The sequence below is a fragment of the Brevibacterium aurantiacum genome (assembly GCF_003932995.1).
Classification (GTDB): Bacteria; Actinomycetota; Actinomycetes; order Actinomycetales; family Brevibacteriaceae; genus Brevibacterium; species Brevibacterium aurantiacum.
Map to the genome: position 1 here is coordinate 723,888 of NZ_CP025333.1, position 21,502 is coordinate 745,389.

At 64.2% G+C, this 21,502-nt stretch carries 19 protein-coding genes and 1 riboswitch; of the genes, 13 read left to right on the forward strand and 6 right to left on the reverse strand.

Annotation, left to right across the window (positions count from 1 at the left end; genetic code table 11):
• Positions 1-35: 35 nt before the first annotated feature.
• Together CXR25_RS03285 and CXR25_RS03290 are read right to left on the reverse strand one after the other, a co-directional pair.
• Positions 36-758, reverse strand: a complete 723-nt coding sequence (locus CXR25_RS03285) for a nucleoside/nucleotide kinase family protein (protein ID WP_241212387.1) — start codon at positions 756-758, stop codon at positions 36-38.
• A gap of 1 nt (position 759) precedes the next feature.
• Entirely contained in the window at positions 760-1,470 is a 711-nt protein-coding gene (locus tag CXR25_RS03290) for a TenA family protein (protein WP_009881552.1), read from the reverse strand.
• Positions 1,470-1,575, reverse strand: a riboswitch (TPP riboswitch). (Overlaps the previous gene by 1 nt.)
• 34 nt (positions 1,576-1,609) lie before the next feature.
• Between CXR25_RS03290 and CXR25_RS03295 the strand changes: the two genes are divergently transcribed.
• From CXR25_RS03295 to CXR25_RS03310, 4 genes are all read left to right on the forward strand, one after another.
• Positions 1,610-1,972: a VOC family protein gene (locus tag CXR25_RS03295; RefSeq protein ID WP_009881553.1), complete on the forward strand. Its 363-nt coding sequence runs from the start codon at positions 1,610-1,612 to the stop codon at positions 1,970-1,972.
• Positions 1,973-2,018: 46 nt separating this feature from the next.
• Positions 2,019-2,534 (forward strand): HutD family protein, encoded by a 516-nt coding sequence (locus CXR25_RS03300; protein WP_096168563.1) that lies wholly within the window; start codon positions 2,019-2,021, stop codon positions 2,532-2,534.
• A gap of 213 nt (positions 2,535-2,747) precedes the next feature.
• Positions 2,748-4,076 carry a hypothetical protein gene (locus tag CXR25_RS03305; protein ID WP_096168562.1) on the forward strand — a complete coding sequence of 443 codons (1,329 nt, stop codon included), beginning with the start codon at positions 2,748-2,750 and terminating at the stop codon, positions 4,074-4,076.
• 227 nt (positions 4,077-4,303) lie between these two features.
• A complete protein-coding gene (locus CXR25_RS03310) occupies positions 4,304-5,791 on the forward strand; it encodes a catalase (protein ID WP_101557060.1) in 1,488 nt (495 codons plus the stop codon).
• Between the two features lie 201 nt (positions 5,792-5,992).
• Here the strand turns inward: CXR25_RS03310 and CXR25_RS03315 are convergent, their stop codons facing one another.
• A complete protein-coding gene (locus tag CXR25_RS03315) occupies positions 5,993-7,561 on the reverse strand; it encodes an amino acid permease (protein ID WP_096146507.1) in 1,569 nt (522 codons plus the stop codon).
• A gap of 411 nt (positions 7,562-7,972) precedes the next feature.
• Between CXR25_RS03315 and CXR25_RS18915 the strand changes: the two genes are divergently transcribed.
• The 5 genes from CXR25_RS18915 to CXR25_RS03340 are packed head-to-tail and all read left to right on the forward strand — an operon-like array spanning position 7,973 to position 13,162.
• Positions 7,973-9,337, forward strand: a complete 1,365-nt coding sequence (locus tag CXR25_RS18915; RefSeq protein WP_096162264.1) for a glutamine synthetase family protein — start codon at positions 7,973-7,975, stop codon at positions 9,335-9,337.
• Positions 9,318-10,133 carry a gamma-glutamyl-gamma-aminobutyrate hydrolase family protein gene (locus tag CXR25_RS03325; protein WP_125240419.1) on the forward strand — a complete coding sequence of 272 codons (816 nt, stop codon included), beginning with the start codon at positions 9,318-9,320 and terminating at the stop codon, positions 10,131-10,133. Before CXR25_RS18915 ends, CXR25_RS03325 begins: the two co-directional genes overlap by 20 nt.
• Complete coding sequence (locus tag CXR25_RS03330; RefSeq protein ID WP_101557058.1) at positions 10,130-11,482, forward strand: aldehyde dehydrogenase family protein; 1,353 nt, start codon at positions 10,130-10,132, stop codon at positions 11,480-11,482. The genes CXR25_RS03325 and CXR25_RS03330 overlap by 4 nt, the downstream gene beginning before the upstream one ends.
• Before the next feature lie 48 nt (positions 11,483-11,530).
• Entirely contained in the window at positions 11,531-12,331 is an 801-nt protein-coding gene (locus CXR25_RS03335; protein WP_125187758.1) for a 3-oxoacyl-ACP reductase, read from the forward strand.
• A gap of 57 nt (positions 12,332-12,388) precedes the next feature.
• Positions 12,389-13,162 (forward strand): FadR/GntR family transcriptional regulator, encoded by a 774-nt coding sequence (locus tag CXR25_RS03340; protein WP_096162261.1) that lies wholly within the window; start codon positions 12,389-12,391, stop codon positions 13,160-13,162.
• Positions 13,163-13,185: 23 nt separating this feature from the next.
• On the opposite strand, the gene CXR25_RS03345 is transcribed toward CXR25_RS03340, so the two are convergent.
• Positions 13,186-15,132 carry an aconitate hydratase gene (locus CXR25_RS03345; RefSeq protein WP_096146512.1) on the reverse strand — a complete coding sequence of 649 codons (1,947 nt, stop codon included), beginning with the start codon at positions 15,130-15,132 and terminating at the stop codon, positions 13,186-13,188.
• A gap of 120 nt (positions 15,133-15,252) precedes the next feature.
• Here CXR25_RS03345 and CXR25_RS03350 point away from each other — a divergent pair, with 120 nt between their 5' ends.
• Complete coding sequence (locus CXR25_RS03350) at positions 15,253-16,098, forward strand: DNA-formamidopyrimidine glycosylase family protein (protein ID WP_069599516.1); 846 nt, start codon at positions 15,253-15,255, stop codon at positions 16,096-16,098.
• 132 nt (positions 16,099-16,230) lie between these two features.
• Positions 16,231-17,181: an aldo/keto reductase gene (locus CXR25_RS03355; protein WP_069599517.1), complete on the forward strand. Its 951-nt coding sequence runs from the start codon at positions 16,231-16,233 to the stop codon at positions 17,179-17,181.
• Here CXR25_RS03355 and CXR25_RS03360 read toward each other — a convergent pair.
• Positions 17,144-18,421 (reverse strand): MFS transporter, encoded by a 1,278-nt coding sequence (locus tag CXR25_RS03360; protein ID WP_125240420.1) that lies wholly within the window; start codon positions 18,419-18,421, stop codon positions 17,144-17,146. The genes CXR25_RS03355 and CXR25_RS03360 overlap by 38 nt on opposite strands.
• Positions 18,422-18,472: 51 nt before the next feature.
• Positions 18,473-19,204, reverse strand: a complete 732-nt coding sequence (locus tag CXR25_RS03365; protein WP_009881567.1) for a TetR/AcrR family transcriptional regulator — start codon at positions 19,202-19,204, stop codon at positions 18,473-18,475.
• A gap of 47 nt (positions 19,205-19,251) precedes the next feature.
• Here CXR25_RS03365 and CXR25_RS03370 point away from each other — a divergent pair, with 47 nt between their 5' ends.
• Positions 19,252-20,676 carry a flavin-containing monooxygenase gene (locus tag CXR25_RS03370; protein WP_125240421.1) on the forward strand — a complete coding sequence of 475 codons (1,425 nt, stop codon included), beginning with the start codon at positions 19,252-19,254 and terminating at the stop codon, positions 20,674-20,676.
• Positions 20,673-21,497 carry an SDR family oxidoreductase gene (locus CXR25_RS03375; RefSeq protein WP_125187760.1) on the forward strand — a complete coding sequence of 275 codons (825 nt, stop codon included), beginning with the start codon at positions 20,673-20,675 and terminating at the stop codon, positions 21,495-21,497. The genes CXR25_RS03370 and CXR25_RS03375 overlap by 4 nt, the downstream gene beginning before the upstream one ends.
• Positions 21,498-21,502: the final 5 nt, after the last annotated feature.

Below are 21,502 nucleotides of genomic sequence, written 5' to 3' on the forward strand. Positions count from 1 at the left end.
GGGGAGGGGACTGACACGCTTTGGTTGGCTGTCTCCTAGTCCTCGGCAACTGTGTTCTCGGTCCTTGGGTTCCCCGCTGACTCCTCAGAGAGTCGCCGCAGGGTGGGGAGCTCGAGATCTTCGTTGTCGAAAATCCACGTTGCCGACTTCCACGGCGAGCATTCTGCGAGATAGAGACGCTGGCCGCCGACATAACGGTGGTTGGACTGTGACTCGGGGTCCGAATCATATGTGCCGGGGATTCGTTCGTTTCCCCGGGGTACTGAGACCGTAAAAGGAACCTGCACCCACACGCTCGCATCCCACAGATCGCGAAGTTCGGGCCGGTGGAGAAAGATCCCATCCACGAGGAGGACACAGTTCTGCGGCAGGTCGAGCTGTGCGGGTAAAACGGTCACGTCGGCATCAACATCCCAGAACGATGGAACCACCGATGCTCCCTGTCTGAACGGAATGACGACGGATCGGATGAAGGCTTCGTAGTCATAAGAGTCCCGGTAGAAGGAATCGGGCCCACGACCATTGGTGTATCTGACCGAGCGGGGATGGTGGAATCCGTCGATGCTCAGCGACGCAACCGGGCGAAGCCCGTCCTGGGCTGCCAGTTGGACCAATTCCTCGGCGAGGACGCTCTTGTCCGCTCCATCGAGGCCGTCAATGGCCACGAGGCTGCGCCCACCGGCAGCGGACTCTCGCACTTGCGAGAGCAGTCGGCAGAGCACTGCGGCGCGAGTGCCGTCTCCGTTGGTGTTCGGCATCTCACCCCTGCACATACGCCTCATCGAAGAAGGCCAACTCCAATTCGACCGCTCGGTGCCAGATGCGCGACAACCTGTCTCGCACCGCGGCGGATTCCGCGTCCTCGCCAGTGGGGAAGACTCGCTCGAGTTCGTCGATGAGGAACTGCACCCACGCCCGGAAATCCTCACCACGGTGCAATTCGATCCACCCGGAATGGACTCGGCGTACAGGCATCGGTTCCGAGCGCTCGCCCCAATCGAGGTAGAGCCATTCGGCGATGACGAGCACGACCAGCAGGTCCGCGTAGGACGCCGAGTCGACGGCTTCGTACATGAGGTCACGGAAGCCCTCAGTCGGCCCAGTCAGCTGGGGGTCAGCGTAGTCGGTGGCAGGGACACCCACCTCGGCGAAGGCCGTGAGGAAATACGAATCCTCGTCGGCTTCGAGGAACCCGAGCTGTTTGGCAAACCGCAGCTTCGGCCCTACGGCATCGCCATAGGCAACGCATGCGCCGAGCATCGAGAGAAACGATTCGAAGAACTGGTAATCCTGGATCAGGTACTTCCTCATCACGGAGTCGTCGACCGTGCCGGCAAACAGTTCGGTGACGAATCTATGCCCGACCGCGGCCTCCCAAGCGGAAGACGCCTCCGCTCTCAGCGCCGCAACAGGCCCTCCTGGGGTCAGCCGAATGCTGCTGATCGTGTGTTTCGTGTCGACATCGCTCATCGGTGTCACTCCTCACTTCCTCCGCCGGTGCTTACCGGATCAGGTTCGAAGGGTCTGCTTGCGCACTCTCAGCGTCAGTCTTCTGGCGCTCCCCTGTGGTGTTTCGAGCCTAGCATCGGCGGCGCGTAGACTCACGACCATGGCTATCGCAAAGCAGCCCGTCATCGTCATCGATGCTCCCGACGCCGGTGAACTCGCGGAATTCTACGGAAAACTCCTCGACTGGCAGGTCAGAGTCGATGACGATGGCACCTGGGCAGAGATCACATCCGAATCCTGGCCCCCGATCTGCTTCCAGCAGGTTGAGGACTACCACGCACCCAGCTGGCCGGGGCAGTCCCACCCGCAGCAGATGCACATCGATGTCGTCGTCGATGACCTCGACGTCGCCGAGGCTGCCGTGGTCGAACTCGGTGCAGGGAAAGCCGTCGACCAGCCGGGGGACACCTTCCGCGTCTTCCTCGACCCGGCAGGCCATCCGTTCTGTCTCGTCCTGAACTGACGTTCTCACCAGCAGCCTCGAGCTGAGTCGAGACTAGAGTGATCACATGCACGTGATCACCTCTTTCGACGACCTCGAACCGGTTCCGTGGGCCAATGGGGCAGGGGAGGCGACCGAGCTCGTCTCACTCATCCAGTCCCAGGCTCTGACCCCGAACCTTCGACGCTGGCGCCTGAGTATTGCGCGATTGGACCGTCCTGCTGCGTTCTCGCCGCTGCCGGGCTTGGCGCGGACCTTCCTCCCCATCGGCGCCGAGGTGGCCCTTGAGATCGATGGACAGGTGCACTCAGTGACGCCGGCAGCGCCGGTGAAATTCCGTGGGGAGCAGAACGTCTCCCTCAGCAGTCTGGAAGAGCCGTGCTTCGCGCTCAACCTCATGGTCGAGACGGATGACCAGGCCACCTCGGAACAAAATGCCCTACAGATGACGACACAATTCACCGGTTCGGCGCTGTTCGCAGTCACCTTGGAATCGGGCCCCGGATACCCGAAATTCCAGCTGCTGGAACTCGAGCAGACGAACGTACTTCCGGGCCACCTCGGCGTGGCCATTCTGCACTGAAAAACGGGGCGTCGTGGGCGCCCGTTTTGGACCTGCGAATATCCTGCAAAGCGCCTGTCCTGTGCGTCACACAGGTCGGTATCATCGCAGGTCAGCGACCACAGAGTGGCCGTCTTCTCACAGCGTTGTCCCAGCCTTCGAAGAGGAGGGTCAGGAACCCCGAAAACAGCCAGCCGATACTGGACTCAGAGACCAGTCATCGGAGGTATTTTGGTGTCGAATCAGCATGAGTCAGGCAGACTGAATGAGCAAGAATGCACAGCGGCCGCGCAGGCGTCTCAGACCCTGCCTCTGATCACCGAAGAACTCGCCGCCACACATGCCAGAAACACCCAGTCGGCACCGACGGCGACCTCGCTTGTGACCACACCGGTGATGCCACCGAATCCGATCCGACGCGAAGAAGCGCCGGTGCCAACTACGTCGACCGAGTCGGCGACTCGGATGATGCAGGAGAACACCACAGCCGTCGACGAATCGACTGCGAAGGACGAAGTCGTTGAGAAGGAAAAGAAGGAGAAGAGCGCCAACAGGGTCTCGGCGACCCAGCTCGTCGCCGGTGCCGCAGCAGCAGCCACCTCCTCGGTCATCGGCGGGCAGCTGGGCGTGGCCGGAACGGTCGTCGGTGCAGGGGTCGCGAGCATCATCACCGGACTCGCGGTGACGCTCTACACCAGCAGCCTCGACAAGGGCAAAGAGAAGATCAGAGAAGTCGGCACGAAGCTCGCTCCGGCAGTGAAGGCGAAGTCACTCGGTGCCAAGACTCAGCGATCCCACGCCACCAGCACCTTCGGGAGCCTGAGCGACGAGGCGGACGCAGCCACGACCGTCGACGTTCCGTCAGCGCAGCACCCATCACCCGATGCCACCGAGGCGGCCAACGAGGAACCGAAGACGTGGTGGCAGAAGCTGCGCCGCAAACGCGTCCTCTACCCGGTGGCTATCGGGGTGGCGACATTCGGAATCGGCCTGGGTGCCGTAGTCATGGCCGAATCATTCACCGACGCCGACATCTCGCCCGGCACCTCACAGATCTCACGATCAGTGACCGGAGATTCCGGCACCGGGGATGACTCCGAGACATCGCAAGACGGCGGCGGCACTGCCGAATCCAGCTCCTCCGGGGACGATTCCCAGCCCGGCCAGAACCCGAATCAGGGCAGCGGAGCCGAGAGCTCGTCGACGAGTGAAGGACAGTCCACCTCGGCGAACGAGGGCAGCTCCACCACCTCCTCGACTGCAGATCAGACGGGGACCGACCAGGGCACCGATGCCAGTTCATCCACAACCACCGGCGACGACACCGCAGGAGCCGCCAGCGATTCAAGCGGATCCAGCAGTGCCGGAGCGGACACCTCGGGCGGGGGCGCAACCTCGACGGACGGGAGCTCGAGTTCCGGCTCGCAGGGTGAAGCAGGAAGCTCTGGCTCCGGCAGCTCGAGTGGAGGATCCAGCTCCAGCGGAGGCTCTGGTGACGGTGTGGGCAGCGGTTCCGGCTCGAGCTCTGCAGGCGGTGGAAGCGCCGCGACTGCCGCAGGCTGAGGGTCAGGAATATTGAGCAGGGTGGCCTTGGTTGTACCGAGTAAGGAACCTGGATAGCGTGAAAGTCGGTTGCGCCAGTCTTCTGCACGCTGCCAGGAACTCGATATCAGGGGAGCCGTGATCGGCCTTCGCTTCATCGCATACAGGCGAGCGATGTTCGTCCTATGATGGATGAAGTGGACCGGGAAGAATGACTCCCCGTCGCTCAATCGGTTGAAGGAGAAGCAATGACTAAACACGCTGATCATGAACATCCAGGATTCGACGGCACGAAGCCCTCGACGACCGAATCGGGTGCCCCTCGAGAGTCCGACGCGCATTCGCTGAGCGTCGGAGCTGATGGCCCTCTCCTCCTCCACGACGTTGCACTCGTCGAGAAGCTGGCACGGTTCGACCGCGAACGCGTTCCCGAGCGCAGCCCCCACGCCAAGGGCTCCGGCGCCTTCGGCGAACTCGAGATCACCGCAGACGTCTCCAAGTACACTCGGGCGAAGTTCCTGCAGAAGGGCAAGAAGACCCCGATGCTCGCACGATTCTCCACCGTCGCCGGTGAGCTCGGCTCACCCGACTCCTGGCGCGACGTGCGCGGATTCGCACTCAAGTTCTACACCGAAGACGGCAACTTCGACATGGTGGGCAACAACACCCCCGTGTTCTTCGTCCGCGATCCCATGAAGTTCCCCGACTTCATCCACTCCCAGAAGCGCACACCCGATTCGGGACTGCGCAGCAACAACATGCAGTGGGACTTCTGGTCGCTCTCGCCTGAATCGGCACACCAGGTCACCTACCTGATGGGACCGCGTGGTCTGCCCAAGACCTGGCGGAACATGAACGGCTACTCCTCCCACACCTACATGTGGGCCAATCAAGCCGGAGAACGGTTCTGGGTTCAGTACCACTTCCACACCGATCAGGGCGTGGAGAACATGAGCAACGAAGAAGCCGGCAAGCTCGCCGGTGAGGACGCGGACATCCATCGCCGCGACCTGTTCGATGCGATCGAGCGCGGCGACTACCCATCCTGGACCGTCAGCGTCCAGATCATGCCCTACGAAGAGGCCAAGACCTACCGCTTCAACCCCTTCGACCTCACCAAGACCTGGTCGAAGAAGGACTACCCGCTCATGGAGATCGGCAAGTTCACGCTCAACAAGAACCCGTCGAACCACTTCGCCCAGATCGAGCAGGCCGCATTCAGCCCCTCGAACACCGTGCCGGGCACCGGAATCTCGCCCGACAAGATGCTCATGGGCCGTGTCTTCTCCTACCCGGACGCGCAGCGCAATCGCATCGGCACCAACTTCAACCAGCTGCCGGTCAACGCTCCCATCACGAAGACCAATTCCTATGACAAGGAAGGTCAGATGGAGTACCACCATTCAGGTGATGCTCCGAACTATGCGCCGAACTCCTACGGCCGTCCGTACCAAGCCGAGGAGACTCAGGTCGAAGCGCGGTGGGAATCCGATGGTGAGCTGGTCCGCAGTGCCGCCACTCTGCACGCAGAAGACGACGACTTCAGTCAGGCACACACACTGATCCGCGAGGTCTACTCCGAAGAGGAGCGTCAGGGTCTCATCGAAACCGTCGTCGGTGCACTCAAGGACGGCGTGGAAGAGCCCGTGCTCTCCAACGTCTTCCAGTACTGGCGCAACATCGATGAAGAGGTCGGCCGCGCCATCGAGGACAAGTACAAGTCCGAGACTAAGTGAGTCGCGAGACCGCGTGAGTCGCGAAACCACGTGATCTGGCTGGCGGCAGCGGCATCAGCCCAGCACTGATGCCGTTGCCCGCCCTTCTTTGACAACTCAGCAACCCTCCGGGCGCTGAGCAACCCCGCTTAAGGTTGCTCAGCGCCCGGAGGGTTGCTGACATTGTGGGCACAGTGCGGGCGGGGTGTTGACCCCGCGAGCTCAGTCGTCGATCTCGTCGAGCAGCTTCTTCTCGTCGATGGCCAGCTGCTCCTTGTCGAGGTGCTGCATGAAGTGCTTCTTGCCCCTGGCGTACCAGAGCACAACGCTGATGATGAGCACCGCGAGGACCGCGATGGGGGAGTAGTTGAACGTCGAGATGGTGATCGGCAGCGTGGGCGGCAGGACGAACAGGATGCAGATCAGGATCACCCAGACGACTGCGACCCACCCGATGACCGCGCTCCAGCGGCCTAAGTTCCACGGACCCGGCTTGAACGAGTCGCCTTTGAGTCTGCGCAGCAGCACAGGTGCAACATAGGCGATGTAGAGCCCGATCACCGCCACGCTCGTCACCGCCAAGTAGGCGGTCTCATTGAACAGCGCAGGCACCGTCAGCACCGAGGACAGCACGATGCACAGCCAGATCGAGTTCGTGGGAGTTCCGGTGCGTGGGTTGACCTTCTTCCAGTACTTGGACCCGGGAATCGCGTCATCGCGGGAGAACGCGTAGCTCATCCGCGAGTTCGCCGTCACCGATGCCATGCCGCAGAAGAACTGGGCGCCGCAGACGATGAAGAGCAGGAACTTCGCCATCGTCGGATTGTTCAGAGCATCGAGGAACACCTGCGCAGGCGGCAGTCCCGTGGCGGTGGCGTTGAGCGCGGTCAGCCCTGCCTCGGAACCGTCTTGGATGGCGGCAGTGATCGAATACAGCAGGATCCACCCGCCGATGATCGAGATCAGCACGCTCATGACGATGCCCTTAGGCGCTGCGGTCGAGGCGTTCTTCGTCTCCTCGGCCACGTGGGCCGAAGCGTCATAGCCGGTGTATGTGTATTGGGCCATCAGCAGGCCCATGAGGAAGACGAAGGGCATGAACGTGAACCCGGTTTCGTTGTGCCAGGCCGTCATGGTCCAGCTGAACGACTGGTGCTTCGTCGGCATGATCCACAGGGCCGCGACGATGATGAGCACACCGACGATATGCCACCAGGCAGAGACGCCCGAGAGCAGGTTGACCAGGTTGACCCCGAAGGTGTTGAGCAGACCGTGCAGAGTGATGATGACGAGGAAGAGGATGAAGGTGTTGAGTGCTGTGGGCACGACACCGAAGGTCAGTGCCGCGAAGGCCATCATGGTCGTGGCCGCGCCGTAGTCGATGGCCGCAGTGACGGCCACCTCGCCGAGGAAGTTGAACCATCCGACGTACCAGGCCCAATGCCGTTTGTTGCGTTTGGCTAAGCGACCGGCCCAGAAATAGAGCCCACCGGCCGTTGGGTACTTCGAGCAGACCTCGGCCATGGCCAGCGCCACGCAGAGGACGAAGACGCCGACCAAGGGCCAGCCGATCGTGATCGCAGCCGGTCCGCCCGACCCCAGTGCGATGCTGTAGGAAGTGATGCAGCCGGCGAGGATCGAGATGATGGAGAAGGAGACGGCGAAATTGCCGAAGCCCGACATCCCGCGCTTGAGTTCCTGTTTGTACCCGAGCTCGGCAAGACTGGCCTCATCGGCGCTGAGGGCTGGACCTGGTGTCGGGTCATTGGGTGGTGCGGCTTCATTGCTCATGGAGAACACCGTTCTTCTCGAAATGATTGTTTCCAGAGGGCTCGGTCCGCGGTTCCGAAGTGGTCGTCGCTGACCGATCGGCATCGTCGGGATCAGGCCCGCCGTCGGCGCAGGCCCCGAAACCGGCGCATGCGGAAGTCACGAAATTAGTGCGTGACGCAGTTCACAACTCTGTTCTGTCGTTGAGCTTCTCACCGCGGAAATGGTTTGTCAATAGGTATTTGCGCAGACCTAAAAACAGAACTGTCCTCAATTTATCCGGGACTATTGCGTATCAATGGTTCGGTGGCATACCTTAAATGTGAGAGTCTTCCCAAGCCACCACTGCAGCGAAGCGTGATCACCGCAGGAATGCAGAGCGTCGCAAAGATGCGCACGCGTCACCTGGGCGTGCTACCGAAAAGAGGAACCATGAGCGTGACTTCATCAGACCTGACCTTAGAACAGCTGCAGGCAGAGATCGCCGCCGGCCGCGTCGATACCGTGCTCGTCGCCGCCACAGACATGCAGGGCAGGCTCCAGGGCAAAAGGATCACCGGACGGTTCTTCATCGACGAGGTGATGGACAACGGCACCGAAGGCTGCAACTACCTCATGGCCGCCGACGTGGAGATGAACACCGTCGACGGCTACGAACTCACCTCCTGGGAACGCGGCTACGGCGACCTCAAGTTCGTCCCCGACTACTCGACCCTGCGCCGCATCCCCTGGCACCCGGCGACCGTGATGGTCCAATGCGACCTGGCCTTCCTCGACGGATCACCGCTGAGCGTCTCACCACGACAGGTGCTCAAGGCTCAGCTGGAGCGCCTCTCGACGCTCGGCTACGCACCCATCGGCGCCACAGAACTCGAATTCGCCCTCTACAACACCGGCTACCGCGAGGCGATGGGCAACGACTACCGGAACCTCGAAGCCGCCAGCACCTACAACATCGACTACTCGCTCTTCGGCACCGGCCAGGTCGAAGGCTACCTGCGACGCCTGCGCAATGAGATGGACGGCGCTGGCCTCTACACCGAAAGCGCGAAGGGCGAATGCAACCTCGGTCAGCTCGAGGTCGGCTTCCGCTACACCGACATGCTCACCACGTGCGACAACCACGTCGTCTACAAACTCGGCGCCAAGGAGATCGCGGACCAGGAGGGTAAGTCGGTGACCTTCATGGCCAAGCCCAACGACCGCGAAGGCAGCTCCTGCCACATCCACATGAGCCTCAGCGACACCAACGGAACACCGGTCTTTCCTGCAGGCCATGGCACCGAGATGTCCGAGACGATGAAGCACTTCGTTGCCGGCGTCGTCGCCACTCAGCACGACTTCACCTACCTCTACGCTCCGAACATCAACTCCTACAAACGCTTCGCCGACGGCTCCTTCGCCCCCACCGCCGTCGGCTGGGGATGGGACAACCGCACCTGTGCCGTGCGCATCGTCGGCCACGGCCCGGCACTGCGCTTCGAACAGCGCGTCCCCGGTGCCGACGCCAACCCCTACATCGCGACTGCGGCTCTCATCGCGGCCGGAATCCACGGAATCGAGAACAAACTCGAACTGCCCGAGGCCCTCGAGGGCAATGCCTACACACAGGACGTGCGGAGCATTCCGCGTCGCCTCCACGACTCCGTGGCCGCCTTCGGATCCTCCGACATCGCCCGCAGCGCCTTCGGCGACGAGGTCGTGGACCACTACACCCACGCCGGCAAAGTGGAGATGGCGGCCTTCGACGCAGCGGTCACCGATTGGGAGGTCCGGCGTGGCTTCGAACGACTCTGATCAGAACCCAGCCGCTGACCCGGGGCCCCACCGCCCACTCATCGGCCTGCCCACCTACTACGGCCGCGGCCAATTCGGAGTCTGGGACAGGGACGCGGCGTTCCTGCCCAGCGTCTACGTCACCGCCGTGACCAGGGCCGGTGGCCGCGTCGTCCTCCTGCCACCGGAAGATCCGTGGACGCTTGCCGAGGTGGCCGAACTCGACGGCATCATCCTCACCGGAGGCGATGACGTCGACCCCGCCCTCTACGATGCTCAGGCCCATGCCCGCACCCAGGCGCCCAATGTGCGTCGCGATTCCTTCGAGATCACCCTGTACCGTCACGCCCGCACCGCGAAGGTGCCGGTGTTCGCGATCTGCCGCGGCGCCCAGATCGTCAACACCGTCCACGGCGGAACCTTGCACCAGCACGTGCCCGACCTTGCGGACTTCGGCGCTCACGAGGCAGAGAAGAAGGACGAATTCGCCGAGGTGGCCGTGACGACTGCGCCCGACACCGCCGTAGCCGGCCTGATCGGAACCGGTGCCACAGTCAGGTGCCATCATCACCAGGCCATCGACCGCCTCGGCGATGGACTGATCGTCAGCGCACACGCCGCCGACGGGTGCATCGAAGCACTGGAAACCCCGGACGGGTCGATGCTCGCGGTGCAGTGGCACCCTGAAGAGACACTCGAAGATCTGCGCCTGTTCACCGGACTCGTCGAGGCCGCGGCACGACGCGCACAGAAGACGAAACCCGCACCACCACTGAACGCCACACCACCACAGACGAAGGCGGAGGCCCACCGATGACCGAAGTGATCAACCCCGCGACCGAGGAGCTCATCACCTCGGTCGAATCGCACAGCGCCGAGGCGACGAAGGATGCGATCGGCCGGGCCGCCTACGCCTTCACCCGGTGGCGGACCACGGCACCAGCCGAGCGAGCCGAACTGCTGCGCGCCTTCGCCCGCGCTGTCGACGCCGATATCGACAACCTCGCGGCACTCGAAGTCGCCGAGGCCGGACACACCATCGGCAACGCCCGGGGCGAGGCCGGCAACGTCCGCGACGTCCTCAACTACTTCGCTGGGGGAGTAGAACGCCACCTCGGCGATCAGATACCAGTGGCCGGGGGCGTCAATGTCACCTTCAACGAACCACTCGGAGTCGTTGGCATCATCGTGCCATGGAACTTCCCGATGCCGATCGCCGGCTGGGGGTTCTCACCGGCACTCGCCGCGGGCAACACCGTGGTCCTCAAACCCGCCGAGCTGACCCCGCTGACGGCGATCCGCCTCGGCGAACTGGCCCTGCAGGCCGGAATCCCCGACGGAGTCTTCCAGGTCATCCCCGGCAAGGGCTCGGTCGTCGGACAGACGTTCACCGACGATTCCAGGGTCGCGAAGATCGTGTTCACCGGATCGAGCGCGGTGGGCGAGAAGATCATGGCCGACGCGGCCAAGACGATGAAGCGCACGACACTGGAACTCGGCGGCAAGTCCGCGAACATCGTCTTCGACGACGCCGACCTCGAACTCGCCGCAGCCACCGCACCCTACGGAGTCTTCGACAACGCCGGCCAGGACTGCTGCGCGCGCTCGCGCATCCTCGTCCACGACTCCGTCTTCGACCGCTTCATGGAACTCCTCGAACCCGCAGTCTCCGGAGTCGTCGTCACCGACCCCAGCCGCGAAGAGGCAGAGATGGGTCCACTCATTTCCGCCGGCCACCACGAGAGCGTGGCCGGCTTCCTCGACGGCGTCGACATCGCCTTCACCGGCAGCGCCCCCAGCGGAGCCGGCTACTGGATGGCGCCGACGGTCGTGCTTCCGAAGTCACCGAATGATCGCATCGTCACCGAGGAGGTGTTCGGACCCGTCGTGACCGTCCAACGCTTTCGTGACGAAGCCGAGGCGATCACCATGGCCAACGATTCGCCCTACGGCCTCTCGGGCTCGATCTGGACCCGCGATGTCGGCCGCGGACTGCGGGTCGCCCGGGGCGTCGACTCCGGAGCCCTGTCACTGAACTCCCATTCCGCGGTGCGCTACTCGACCCCGTTCGGCGGGTTCAAACGCTCCGGCATCGGCCGTGAACTCGGCCCCCACGCGATGGACTCATTCACGGAGACGAAGAACCTCTTCATCGCCACCGACTGAGCCGTCTCAACCTCCCCACGAACACCACCACCAGGCAAAGGACACACCATGAACGACACAGCAGGCGGCGACAGCCAGATCATCTGCCGGCGCCTCCCGGGACGCACCGCCGTCGTCACCGGGGGCGCCAGCGGCATCGGCCTGGCCACCGCGAAGCGCCTCGCCTCTGAAGGCGCGAACATCGTCATCGCCGACACCAACGCAGACTCAGGGACAGCCGCCGCCGAGGCGGTCGGGGGCCTCTTCGTGTCCACCGACGTCACCGACGCGGACCAGGTGGAGAACCTGTTCCAGACGGCCTTCGACACCTACGGCAGCGTGGACGTCGCCTTCAACAATGCGGGAGTCTCCCCACCGTCGGATGCCTCGATCACGGAGACCAGCCTCGACGTGTGGCGCAAGGTCCAGGACATCAACCTCACCTCGGTCTACCTGTGCTCGAAGGCAGCGCTCAAACACATGCGCAAACAGGGCCGTGGCTCGATCATCAACACGGCCTCGTTCGTCGCGCTCATGGGCTCGGCGACCTCTCAGATCTCCTACACCGCGTCGAAGGGCGGGGTGCTGGCCATGTCACGGGAACTCGGCGTGGAATTCGCGAAGGAAGGCATCCGCGTCAACGCGCTGTGCCCGGGACCGGTGAACACCGAGCTGCTGCGCGAACTCTTCGCCAAGGACCCGGAGATGGCGGCCAGGCGTCTGGTGCATGTGCCGATGGGTCGCTTCGCCGAGGCGTCCGAGATGGCTTCGGCCGTGGCCTTCCTGGCCAGCGACGATGCCTCATTCGTCACCGCCCAGTCGTTCACCGTCGACGGAGGGCTGACCAACGCCTACACGACCCCGCTGTGAGCAGGGATAGCATGATGTCGAGTGATGCAGCATTGACATGAGACGACGGGAACGCGAGTGACTCAGGCAGATGAAGCGCAGGCCTCCGGCAGCCAGGTGACGGCGCTGCGTGCCATCGCTCCTGCCCGCTCGGGCAACATCTTCGAAGAGACGATCGAGTGTCTGCTCCAGATCATCCGCCTCGGGATCATCCCGCCGGGTCAGCGCTTCCCACCCGAACGCGAACTCGCCGAGCAGCTGCGGGTCTCCCGCGCGACCCTGCGTGAGGCGATCTCGGAACTCCAGACCGCCGGCTGGGTCAGTGTTCGCCGAGGTCGCGGCGGCGGAACGTTCGTCTCCAGCACTCCCGCAGGCGGCTGGGCTCCTGCCTCCGCCTCCGACGCCGGTGCGAACATCGGTGCCGAATTCTCCGCAATGGAGGTCGAGGACACCCTGACCTGGCGTCGTGTCATCGAGATGGGCGTCGCCGAGGTGGCCGCTGGGCAGGATCTCACCGCCCCCCAGCGGGGTCAGCTGGCTGCGGCGATGGACACGAGCCGGCAGTCGAGTCTGGCCGAATACCGGCGCCTGGACTCCCAGCTGCATCTGACCTGGGCGCAGGTCACGGGGTCGCCGAGCCTGGTGCGCTCCATGGTTGAGACCCGGACCCGGGCGAACAAACTGCTTGAGCGGATTCCGATGATCGAACCCAACCTGGTCCATTCCCACGAGCAGCATCAGCGGATCCACAATGCGATCCTCGCCGGCGACGCGGACGCGGCCCGCACCGCCATGGCCGAGCATCTCGACGGCACGGCCGCACTGCTGCGCGGCTTCCTCGCCGAACCCTGACCACGGGCAGCCTCGAGGCGAGCTCAGCTCTTCCGCTCTGCCTCCTGTTGGGCACGTTGGGCGATGCGGCCACCGGCGAGGACCATGTCGATCTGCCGGGGTGAGAGCGTATGGCGGAATTCGAACGACCGTCCACCCGCCTCGGCGCTGATCGTCTCACCGGCACCGAGCTGATCGCGCAGGCCACGGAACTCAAGGACATCGCCCTGGGACAGGGTCTCGTAGTCGTCCTCGGTCGCGAACTCGAGTGCCAGGACACCGAAGTTCGCGAGGTTCTGCCAGTGGATACGGGCCAGAGACTTGGCGATGACGATGCGCAGACCCAGGTAGCGCGGGGCGATCACGGCATGTTCACGCGAGGATCCCTGACCGTAGTTCTCACCGCCGACGATGGCATGACCGCCATCGTGCGCCGCGGCACGCGTGGCATAGGTGTCGTCGACCTGGATGTAGACGAACTCGGAGATCTTGGGAATGTTGCTGCGATAGGGCAGAACACGGGAGCCGGCGGGCATGATCTCGTCGGTGGAGACGTTGTCGCCGACTTTGAGCAGGATCTCGAGGTCGATGTCCTCGGGCAGTGGTTCGAAGTCCGGCAGCGAGGAGATGTTCGAACCCTTGACCAGTTCGACCTCGCGGGCCTCCTCGACGGGAAGCGGCGGCACCAGCATGGACCTGTTGGCGGAGAATTTCTCCGGCAGCCGCACCTGTGGGTAGTCCATGTCGAGGTCCCGGGGGTCGGTGATGCGCCCGGTCAGAGCCGCAGCCGCCGCTGTCTCCGGCGAGCACAGCCAGACCGCGTCCTCGTCGGTGCCGGAGCGTCCGGGGAAGTTCCGGGGCATGGTCCGCAGACTGTTGCGACCCACAGCCGGGGCCTGGCCCATGCCGATGCAGCCCATGCAGCCGGACTGGTGGATGCGCGCACCGGATCCGACGAGCGAGGTCAACCAGCCGCCGGCGATGAGATCGGCGAGGATCTCCCGCGAGGTCGGGTTGACATCGAGGGACACCTGCCCGTGGACTTGGCGGCCCTCGAGGATCTGGGAGACGACGGCGAAGTCACGCAGTCCCGGATTCGCCGAGGAGCCGATGACGACCTGGAAGACCTCCTCATCGGTGCACTCGCGCACGGGACGGACATTGCCCGGCGAGGACGGTGCTGCGATGAGGGGTTCGAGCGCTGAGAGGTCGATCGAGTCGGTGAGATCGTATTCGGCGCCCTCATCGGCGACGATGCGGGTGAAGTCCTCACCTCGATCGCTGGCTTCGAGGAACTCCCTGACCGCGTCATCGGCAGGAAAGACGGTTGCGGTGGCACCGAGTTCGGCACCCATATTGGCGATGACATGGCGGTCCATGGCACTCAGACCCCGCAGCCCCTCGCCGTGGTATTCGATGATCTTGCCGGCCCCGCCCTTGACTCCATGGCGGCGCAGCATCTCCAAGATCACGTCCTTGGCCGAGACCCAGGGCGGAAGCTCGCCGGTGAGTTCGACGCCCATGACCTGCGGTGCCGCGATATAGAGAGGATCGCCGGCCATGGCCATGGCGACTTCGAGCCCGCCGACGCCGATGGCGAGCATCCCCAAGGCACCGGCGGCGCAGGTATGGGAGTCGGAGCCGATGAGAGTGGCACCCGGTTTGCCGAACCGTGACTGGTGCACGGGGTGGGAGACGCCGTTGCCGGCAGGGGAGAACCAGAGGCCGAAGCGCTGCGCGGCAGAGCGGAGGAACATGTGGTCCTCCGGGTTCTTCTCATCGGTCTGGAGCAGGTTGTGATCGACGTACTGCACAGAGGTGTCCGTGCGGATCCGGTCCAGCCCCAGGGCTTCGAGCTCGAGAGCGACAAGAGTTCCCGTTGCATCCTGTGTCAGCGTCTGATCGATACGGACCCCGATCTCGTTTCCAGGCGTCATCGTCCCGGATTCCAGATGGGAACTGATGAGCTTCTGGGCGACATTTTCAGCCATCGTCAACCTCCTTGCGGTGGTGGCAGTGCACGCACTCACGTGGTCTGTCCACGTTAGCCCTCGGACTGCGGCCCGACAAGAGTAGTGTGCCGCCGGTGCCAAGAAGCGCATACTGGTCCTATGCCGGAACTGCCCGAGGTCGACGCACTGGTGACATTTCTGCGCCCACGCATCGTCGGTGATTTCGTCACCCGAACCGACATCGGTGAACTCAGCATCCTCAAGACCGCAGATCCGCCGCTCGAGGCCCTCAACGGTCTCGAGATCACCGGAGTCTCCAGGGTCGGCAAGTCCCTCATCGTCGCCTTCGACGGGCTCGAGCTGGTGTGCCGCTTCGCCCGCGCCGGGTGGCTGGTCTGGCATGAATTGGTGCCCACGGGCCCGGTGAGGATGGGCAAAGGTCCCTTGGCTCTGCGCCTCCACCTGGCTTCCGGTGCTGGGTTCGACATCAGCGAAGCGGGCACGAAGAAGAACGCCGCGGCCTCCCTCGTGGCCGATCGCAGCGAGGTGCCGGCCATCGCGAACGCGGGACCCGATGCGCTGTCCATCGACGCCGCTGAGTTCACAGCGACGCTGGCCGGATCGACTGCACGGATCAAGACCGTGCTCGAAGACCAGTCGCTCATCTCAGGCATCGGCAATGCCTACTCCGACGAGATCCTCCACACCGCCCAGCTCTCGCCCTTCGCCACGGCCAACGGCGTCGATGCGCCGAGCCTTCTCGACACGATCCGCGAGGTCCTCGGCCACGCCCGCGAGGCTCTCATCGATCTGCCGCCGGCGAAGGTCAAGGCGGCGAAGAAGCGCGGATTCCGCGTTCATGGACGCACAGGGAAGACCTGCCCGGTGTGCGGTTCGACCATCGCAGAGGTCTCCTACTCCGATAAGTCGCTGCAGTACTGCCCCGGCTGTCAGACCGGCGGAAGGAAGCTCAGCGATCGCCGCATGGACCGGCTCCTCAAATAGCCAGTTCCGTGCTTGACCGAGTGTGCGGACAAGGGAATTTATGCGCCCGGGGCCGTCGTTGCACGAGGTGAGTGAGAACGCGCGGTACAGCGCGTGAATTGCCCACCGACACCTCGAGGACACAGGAGCATCATGACGCAGCAGATTCAGATCCCGGGCACAGACCTGAGCATCTTCCCCATCAACCTGGGCACCAACACCTTCGGCTGGACCGCCGACGAGGCCACATCCCATGCCGTCCTCGATGCGTTCGTCGCCGCCGGCGGCAACTTCCTCGACACCGCCGAGTCCTACCCGGCGTGGGTGCCCGGCAACACCGGCCGGGAGTCAGAGACCATCATCGGCACCTGGCTCGCTGCCCGAGGCAACCGCGACAAGGTCGTCATCGCCACGAAGGTCGGCGACCACCCCGAGCACCAGACGCAGGATCCTGCTTATATCCGCACCGCCATCGACGCTTCCCTGCAGCGCCTCCAGACCGACCACGTCGACCTCTACTACGCCCACCGTGATGATGAGGTGACCCCCATCGCCGAGGTGGCCCGGGTCTTCGATGAGATCGTGCGTGCTGGTAAGGCCAAACACATCGCCGTGTCCAACTATTCGAAGGACCGTCTGGCCGAGTGGCTAGCCGTGGCAGAGGCAGAGAATCTGGCCAAGCCGGTGGCGATTCAGCCCCAGTACAGCCTCGTCTTCCGTCGTGACTACGAGACGGAACTGGCTCCGCTGGCACGCGAGCACAACCTCGGCGTCTTCACCTACTTCAGCCTTGCCGCAGGATTCCTCACCGGTAAGTACCGCACCGAGACCGATCTCGAGGGTGCCAGCCGCGGCGGCATGGTGCAGGGCTACTTCAACGCCGATGGGCTCACTGTCGTCGACGAGATGGTCACTATCGCCGAAGCCCACGACGTGGCACCGGCGACTGTGGCGCTCGCCTGGCTGCTGGCCAAGGGGATGACCGCTCCGATCGTATCTGCCCGTACTCCTGAACAGCTCGATGACCTGATGGCTGCCCCGGAGCTGACTCTCAGCGAGGACGAGGTCACTCGTCTGGATCGGTCCTCGGCGCCCTTCGCCTGATCAGCAGCGGCCGCATCGCGATCAGACCGAGGACCGGCCCCGGCAGCAGCAGCCATACGGCGCTCACTCCGATCGTTGCGATGAGGCTCTGCAGAATGACGATGCTGATGACGCTGACGGCGAAACCGAGGGAATTCATCGCCGTCAGCCCCGTTCCCGTCAGTTCTGCGGGAGCATGGCGGGCGGCGAGTTCCGAGAACTGCGGAGAGTCGGCGATGACGAGGAGGCCCCAGAGTGCCAGGGCCGCGATGAGGAGCGGGCCGACTTCGGGCAGCAGCGGGTAGATCAGACACATCAGTCCGGACCCGGCGAGTGCTGTTGCGGCGACCTTGGCACTGCCGGTTCGGCGACTGATGATTCCACCGGCCACGCATCCGAGGACGCCGGAGGCGATGACGAGGAAGCTCGTCGTCGCCAGGGCGGTGGGGCTGCCTGGGTGAGACAGGGCCGCAATGACAAGTGTGGGCGCGACTGCCCAGAAGGCGTAGAGCTCCCACATATGGCCCACGTATCCGAAGACGGCGGCGCGAAACATCCGGTCGCTGAACAGTCGGCGCAGGGCCGGGCCCTCGGCGACAGCTGGCGACGCGGGACGTGTCGACTCGGGACGTGGCGGCGCAGTCGCGTCCGCCGGCTTCTTCTCGCGGCCGGAGGTCGCTGTCCCGCGATGAGAGATCGCTGCGATGAGTCCGGCTCCCAGGACGGCCAGAGCAGATGAACCCCAGATGATCGACTGCCAGGGGAGGGCTGCGCCGACTGCCGACAGGAACTGCGGCATCGCGGTGCCCAGGGTGAGCATGGCCACGAGCCAGGCCAGAGCCTGCGCGGATTTCGCCTGGGCCCGCTTGACGATCATCTTCATCCCCATCGGATAGATGCCTGCGAGGCTCATTCCGACGGCGAAGCGGGAGATCCAGACGAGAACGAGGTCCGAAGGGCCGAGCGTCCACACGAAATTCAGTGCAGCACCGACGAGGCTGGAGACGATGAAGATGCGTTCGGGCGGGAAGCGGTCGGCAATCCCGGTCGCCGCGCTCAGCAGCGTTCCGGCGATGAAGCCGATCTGAGTTGCCGCAATCAGCCAACCGAACTGTGCCGGTGTCGAACCGAGCCAGGCAGAGAGGCCGTCGACGGCACCACTGGGGCTGAACCACAGAGACGTGCCGAACCACTGTGCCACGACGATGGCCAGGACAGCGGCTCCTGTGCCCCGTCCCGCCCACGACTTACCGACAGCCATTGTCTCTCCTGCGCGACGATGCGTTTCCAGATCGCTGACAGGCCAATCGTGTCATGCGCCAGCGCTGGGGGACACCCCATGGGCGCGCATGGCCACCTTGGCGATGCCGGTGAGGAAGTCATCAGTCGACGAGCGCTGAGCAACCGGGGTGTGTACGCGTTGGACCAGGGCCTCGGTGATCCCGCCGACGATGATGAGACTGGTCAGGCCGCCGTCGTCTGGTCGCAGCGAGGACGTCGAGCCGGGCAGGGTGAAGACGGACAGCACGCTTTCGAATGCCGAATCGACCGCGGCGGCGAGCATGCGCATCGTCGCTCTGCGTCTGGCTTCGAGGGACTCACTGACTCCGACGGCCTCGACCTCGAGGACGCGGGCCTTGCGCTCGTCGCTGAGCATCGGCATCAGGGCGGTGGAGACGATGTGGATGGTGGCCTCGAGGAGGCTGGTCCCGGCCGGAATCGTCAGCGTCGTCAGGGCTTGCCCGATCTCCTCGTTGAGGATGATGTAGAGCTCTTCGAGCAGCGATTCCTGTGCCGTCAGCGACTCCTGCCCGGCGTCTGATCTGCGGGCGGGGAAGAGGTCGTAGAAGGAGCGGCTCGAGACCCCTGACTCCTGGCACAGTGCCTGGATCGACGTCGCGCGAAAGCCGCGTGTTCCATACAGTTCGAGGGCTGCGGCGAGGAGCCTGTCGCGTCGGGCCCCGTCGCGGTCTGTCCGGGACGTCCCACGCCACAATCCCGCCGAGTCGGTGTCGGCGGAATTGTCGGGAGCAGGAATATTCATTCCCCCAGTATAGTGAAAATTCTGATTTTCAATGGCAGTATTGTGACATGCCTTACAACGCCAGACAGAAACATCGAGCCCCAGCGATCACCGAGGAGATCCGACCAGACCCCGCACTGCCGCGGGTCTGCGTCATCGGCGCCGGAGCCTCGGGCCTCGCCGCCGCCAAGGCCCTCTACACCGCAGGTGTGCCCTTAGACTGCTTCGAGAAGGGCAGCGAATTCGGCGGCAACTGGCTCTTTGACAACCCCAACGGCGTCAGCGCCTGCTACGAGACCCTGCAGATCAACACCTCCTGCCCGCGCATGGCCTTCTCAGACTTCCCGATGCCCGCGGAATACCCGCACTACGCCAGCCACGATCAGGTCTATGCCTACTTCCGGGACTACGTCGACCACTTCGGCTTCGGCCACACGATCACCTTCAACACCGAAGTGACCCACGTCCGCCGAGGTGAGCGCGGCGGTTGGGATGTCGACATCCGTTCCACCACCGGCTCGTCCCACGACCACGCCGGGCGCCAGTCAGCAGTGACGGAGACCCGCCATTACGATGCCGTGATGGTCGCCAACGGCCACCACTGGGATACCCGTTGGCCCGACCCCGGCTACCCGGGCCAGTTCGACGGAGAGCAGATCCACGCCCACGACTACCGCAGCGGAGACCAGCTCGAGGGCCGCAATGTTGTTGTCGTCGGCGCCGGCAACTCCGCGATGGACATCGCCGTCGAGGGCTCTCATCGGGCGCGCTCCGTCAACCTCTCGATCCGTCGGGGCCAATGGGTGCTGAAGAAGACTCTGTTCGGTCTCGCCGCCGACCAGATTGCCCTGCCCGGCTGGGCTCCGTGGTGGGTGACATCGGCACGACTGCGCATCGCCGCACTGCTCTCCGGGGGACTGCGCCGATACGGTCTGCCCACTCCGCCCCACACACCCGGCCAATCGCATCCGGTGCAGTCGGATGCCATCAGGGACCGCCTCGGCGCCGGTGCGATCACGGTGAAACCGGGCATCGAACGACTCGACGGGGACCGGGTGGTGTTCACCGACGGGAGCCAGGCTCCGGCAGATCTCATCGTCTGGGCCACCGGCTACCGGGTGAAATTTCCGTTCTTCGATCCGGACCTGATCTCTGCCGAGGGCAACGATCTGCCGCTGTTCAAACGCATGGTCCATCCCGACCGGCCGGGCCTGTTCTTCATCGGTCTCCTGCAGCCCGTCGGGGCCGTGATGCCGCTGGCCGAAGCCCAGTCCAGGCTGGCCGTCAAGTCGCTCACCGGGGAATACGTGCTGCCGGACCGGCAGGAGATGGTGCGGCGGATGCATGAGGACGATCGCCGCAACAAGCGACAGTTCTACGATTCGCCCCGGCATACGATGCAGGTCGACTTCGACCACTATCTGCGGGAACTTGATCGTGAGACGCGAACGGGGCAGCAACGCGCCCCTCGCAAAGGAAAGGTGGCGGCATGAGTGAGAAGCGTTCCCTGAACGGACAGGTTGTGGCCATCACCGGCGGTGCCAAAGGTATCGGTCGGGAGATCGCCGCCGAATTCACAGCCGCCGGGGCAAAGGTGGCCATCGGCGACATCGACCTCGACGCAGCCCAGGAGACAGCCGCGCAATTGGGTGTGAGTGCCCACCGGCTCGACGTCTCAGACCCGGAATGCCTCAACGCGTTCCTCACCGAGGTCACCCACGAGCTCGGGCCCATCGACATCTTCGTCAGCAACGCAGGGATCATGTGGGTCGGTCCCTTCGCCGAGGAATCGAACGCAGTGGCCCGGGCACAGATCGAGGTCAACCTGCTCGGCGTGATCAATGGGATCAAAGCCGCAGCACCGGCCATGGTCGCTCGTGGTGGGGGCCACCTCATCACCGTGGCCTCGGCGGGTTCCATTCTGCCCACCCCGGGGGAGGCGACCTATGCGGCCACGAAGCACGGCGTGCTCGGCTACCTCAAAGCCATTCGCGCGGAACTGCGCGGCAAGGGCGTGCGGATCACCTCGATCATGCCCGGGGTCGTCGATACGGCACTGGCGGCAGGGACCTCGAGTGGTGCGGCGAAGCTGCTCACCCCCGCCGAGGTGGCCCGCAGTGTAGTCAAATCCGCACTCCGACCCCGGTTCGAGATCACCGTGCCCGGTTTCATCGGCCCGGCCGTCAAGGTGGCCAATCTGCTGCCGCTGGCGATCCGCGACCGACTCTTCGGGGCGATGGTGCCTAACCAGCTGCTGGCGCGCAAGAATCAGCGGCAGGACTATGAGGCTTCGTTCACCGCAACTCGGCGGTGAGGAGT

Coding starts and splice junctions, on each gene's coding strand:
- CXR25_RS03285 (WP_241212387.1), bottom strand. CDS start 758: ATGCCGAACACCAACGGAGACGGCACTCGCGCCGCAGTGCTCTGCCGA.
- CXR25_RS03290 (WP_009881552.1), bottom strand. CDS start 1,470: ATGAGCGATGTCGACACGAAACACACGATCAGCAGCATTCGGCTGACC.
- CXR25_RS03295 (WP_009881553.1), top strand. CDS start 1,610: ATGGCTATCGCAAAGCAGCCCGTCATCGTCATCGATGCTCCCGACGCC.
- CXR25_RS03300 (WP_096168563.1), top strand. CDS start 2,019: ATGCACGTGATCACCTCTTTCGACGACCTCGAACCGGTTCCGTGGGCC.
- CXR25_RS03310 (WP_101557060.1), top strand. CDS start 4,304: ATGACTAAACACGCTGATCATGAACATCCAGGATTCGACGGCACGAAG.
- CXR25_RS03315 (WP_096146507.1), bottom strand. CDS start 7,561: ATGAGCAATGAAGCCGCACCACCCAATGACCCGACACCAGGTCCAGCC.
- CXR25_RS18915 (WP_096162264.1), top strand. CDS start 7,973: ATGAGCGTGACTTCATCAGACCTGACCTTAGAACAGCTGCAGGCAGAG.
- CXR25_RS03330 (WP_101557058.1), top strand. CDS start 10,130: ATGACCGAAGTGATCAACCCCGCGACCGAGGAGCTCATCACCTCGGTC.
- CXR25_RS03335 (WP_125187758.1), top strand. CDS start 11,531: ATGAACGACACAGCAGGCGGCGACAGCCAGATCATCTGCCGGCGCCTC.
- CXR25_RS03345 (WP_096146512.1), bottom strand. CDS start 15,132: ATGGCTGAAAATGTCGCCCAGAAGCTCATCAGTTCCCATCTGGAATCC.
- CXR25_RS03350 (WP_069599516.1), top strand. CDS start 15,253: ATGCCGGAACTGCCCGAGGTCGACGCACTGGTGACATTTCTGCGCCCA.
- CXR25_RS03355 (WP_069599517.1), top strand. CDS start 16,231: ATGACGCAGCAGATTCAGATCCCGGGCACAGACCTGAGCATCTTCCCC.
- CXR25_RS03360 (WP_125240420.1), bottom strand. CDS start 18,421: ATGGCTGTCGGTAAGTCGTGGGCGGGACGGGGCACAGGAGCCGCTGTC.
- CXR25_RS03365 (WP_009881567.1), bottom strand. CDS start 19,204: ATGAATATTCCTGCTCCCGACAATTCCGCCGACACCGACTCGGCGGGA.
- CXR25_RS03370 (WP_125240421.1), top strand. CDS start 19,252: ATGCCTTACAACGCCAGACAGAAACATCGAGCCCCAGCGATCACCGAG.
- CXR25_RS03375 (WP_125187760.1), top strand. CDS start 20,673: ATGAGTGAGAAGCGTTCCCTGAACGGACAGGTTGTGGCCATCACCGGC.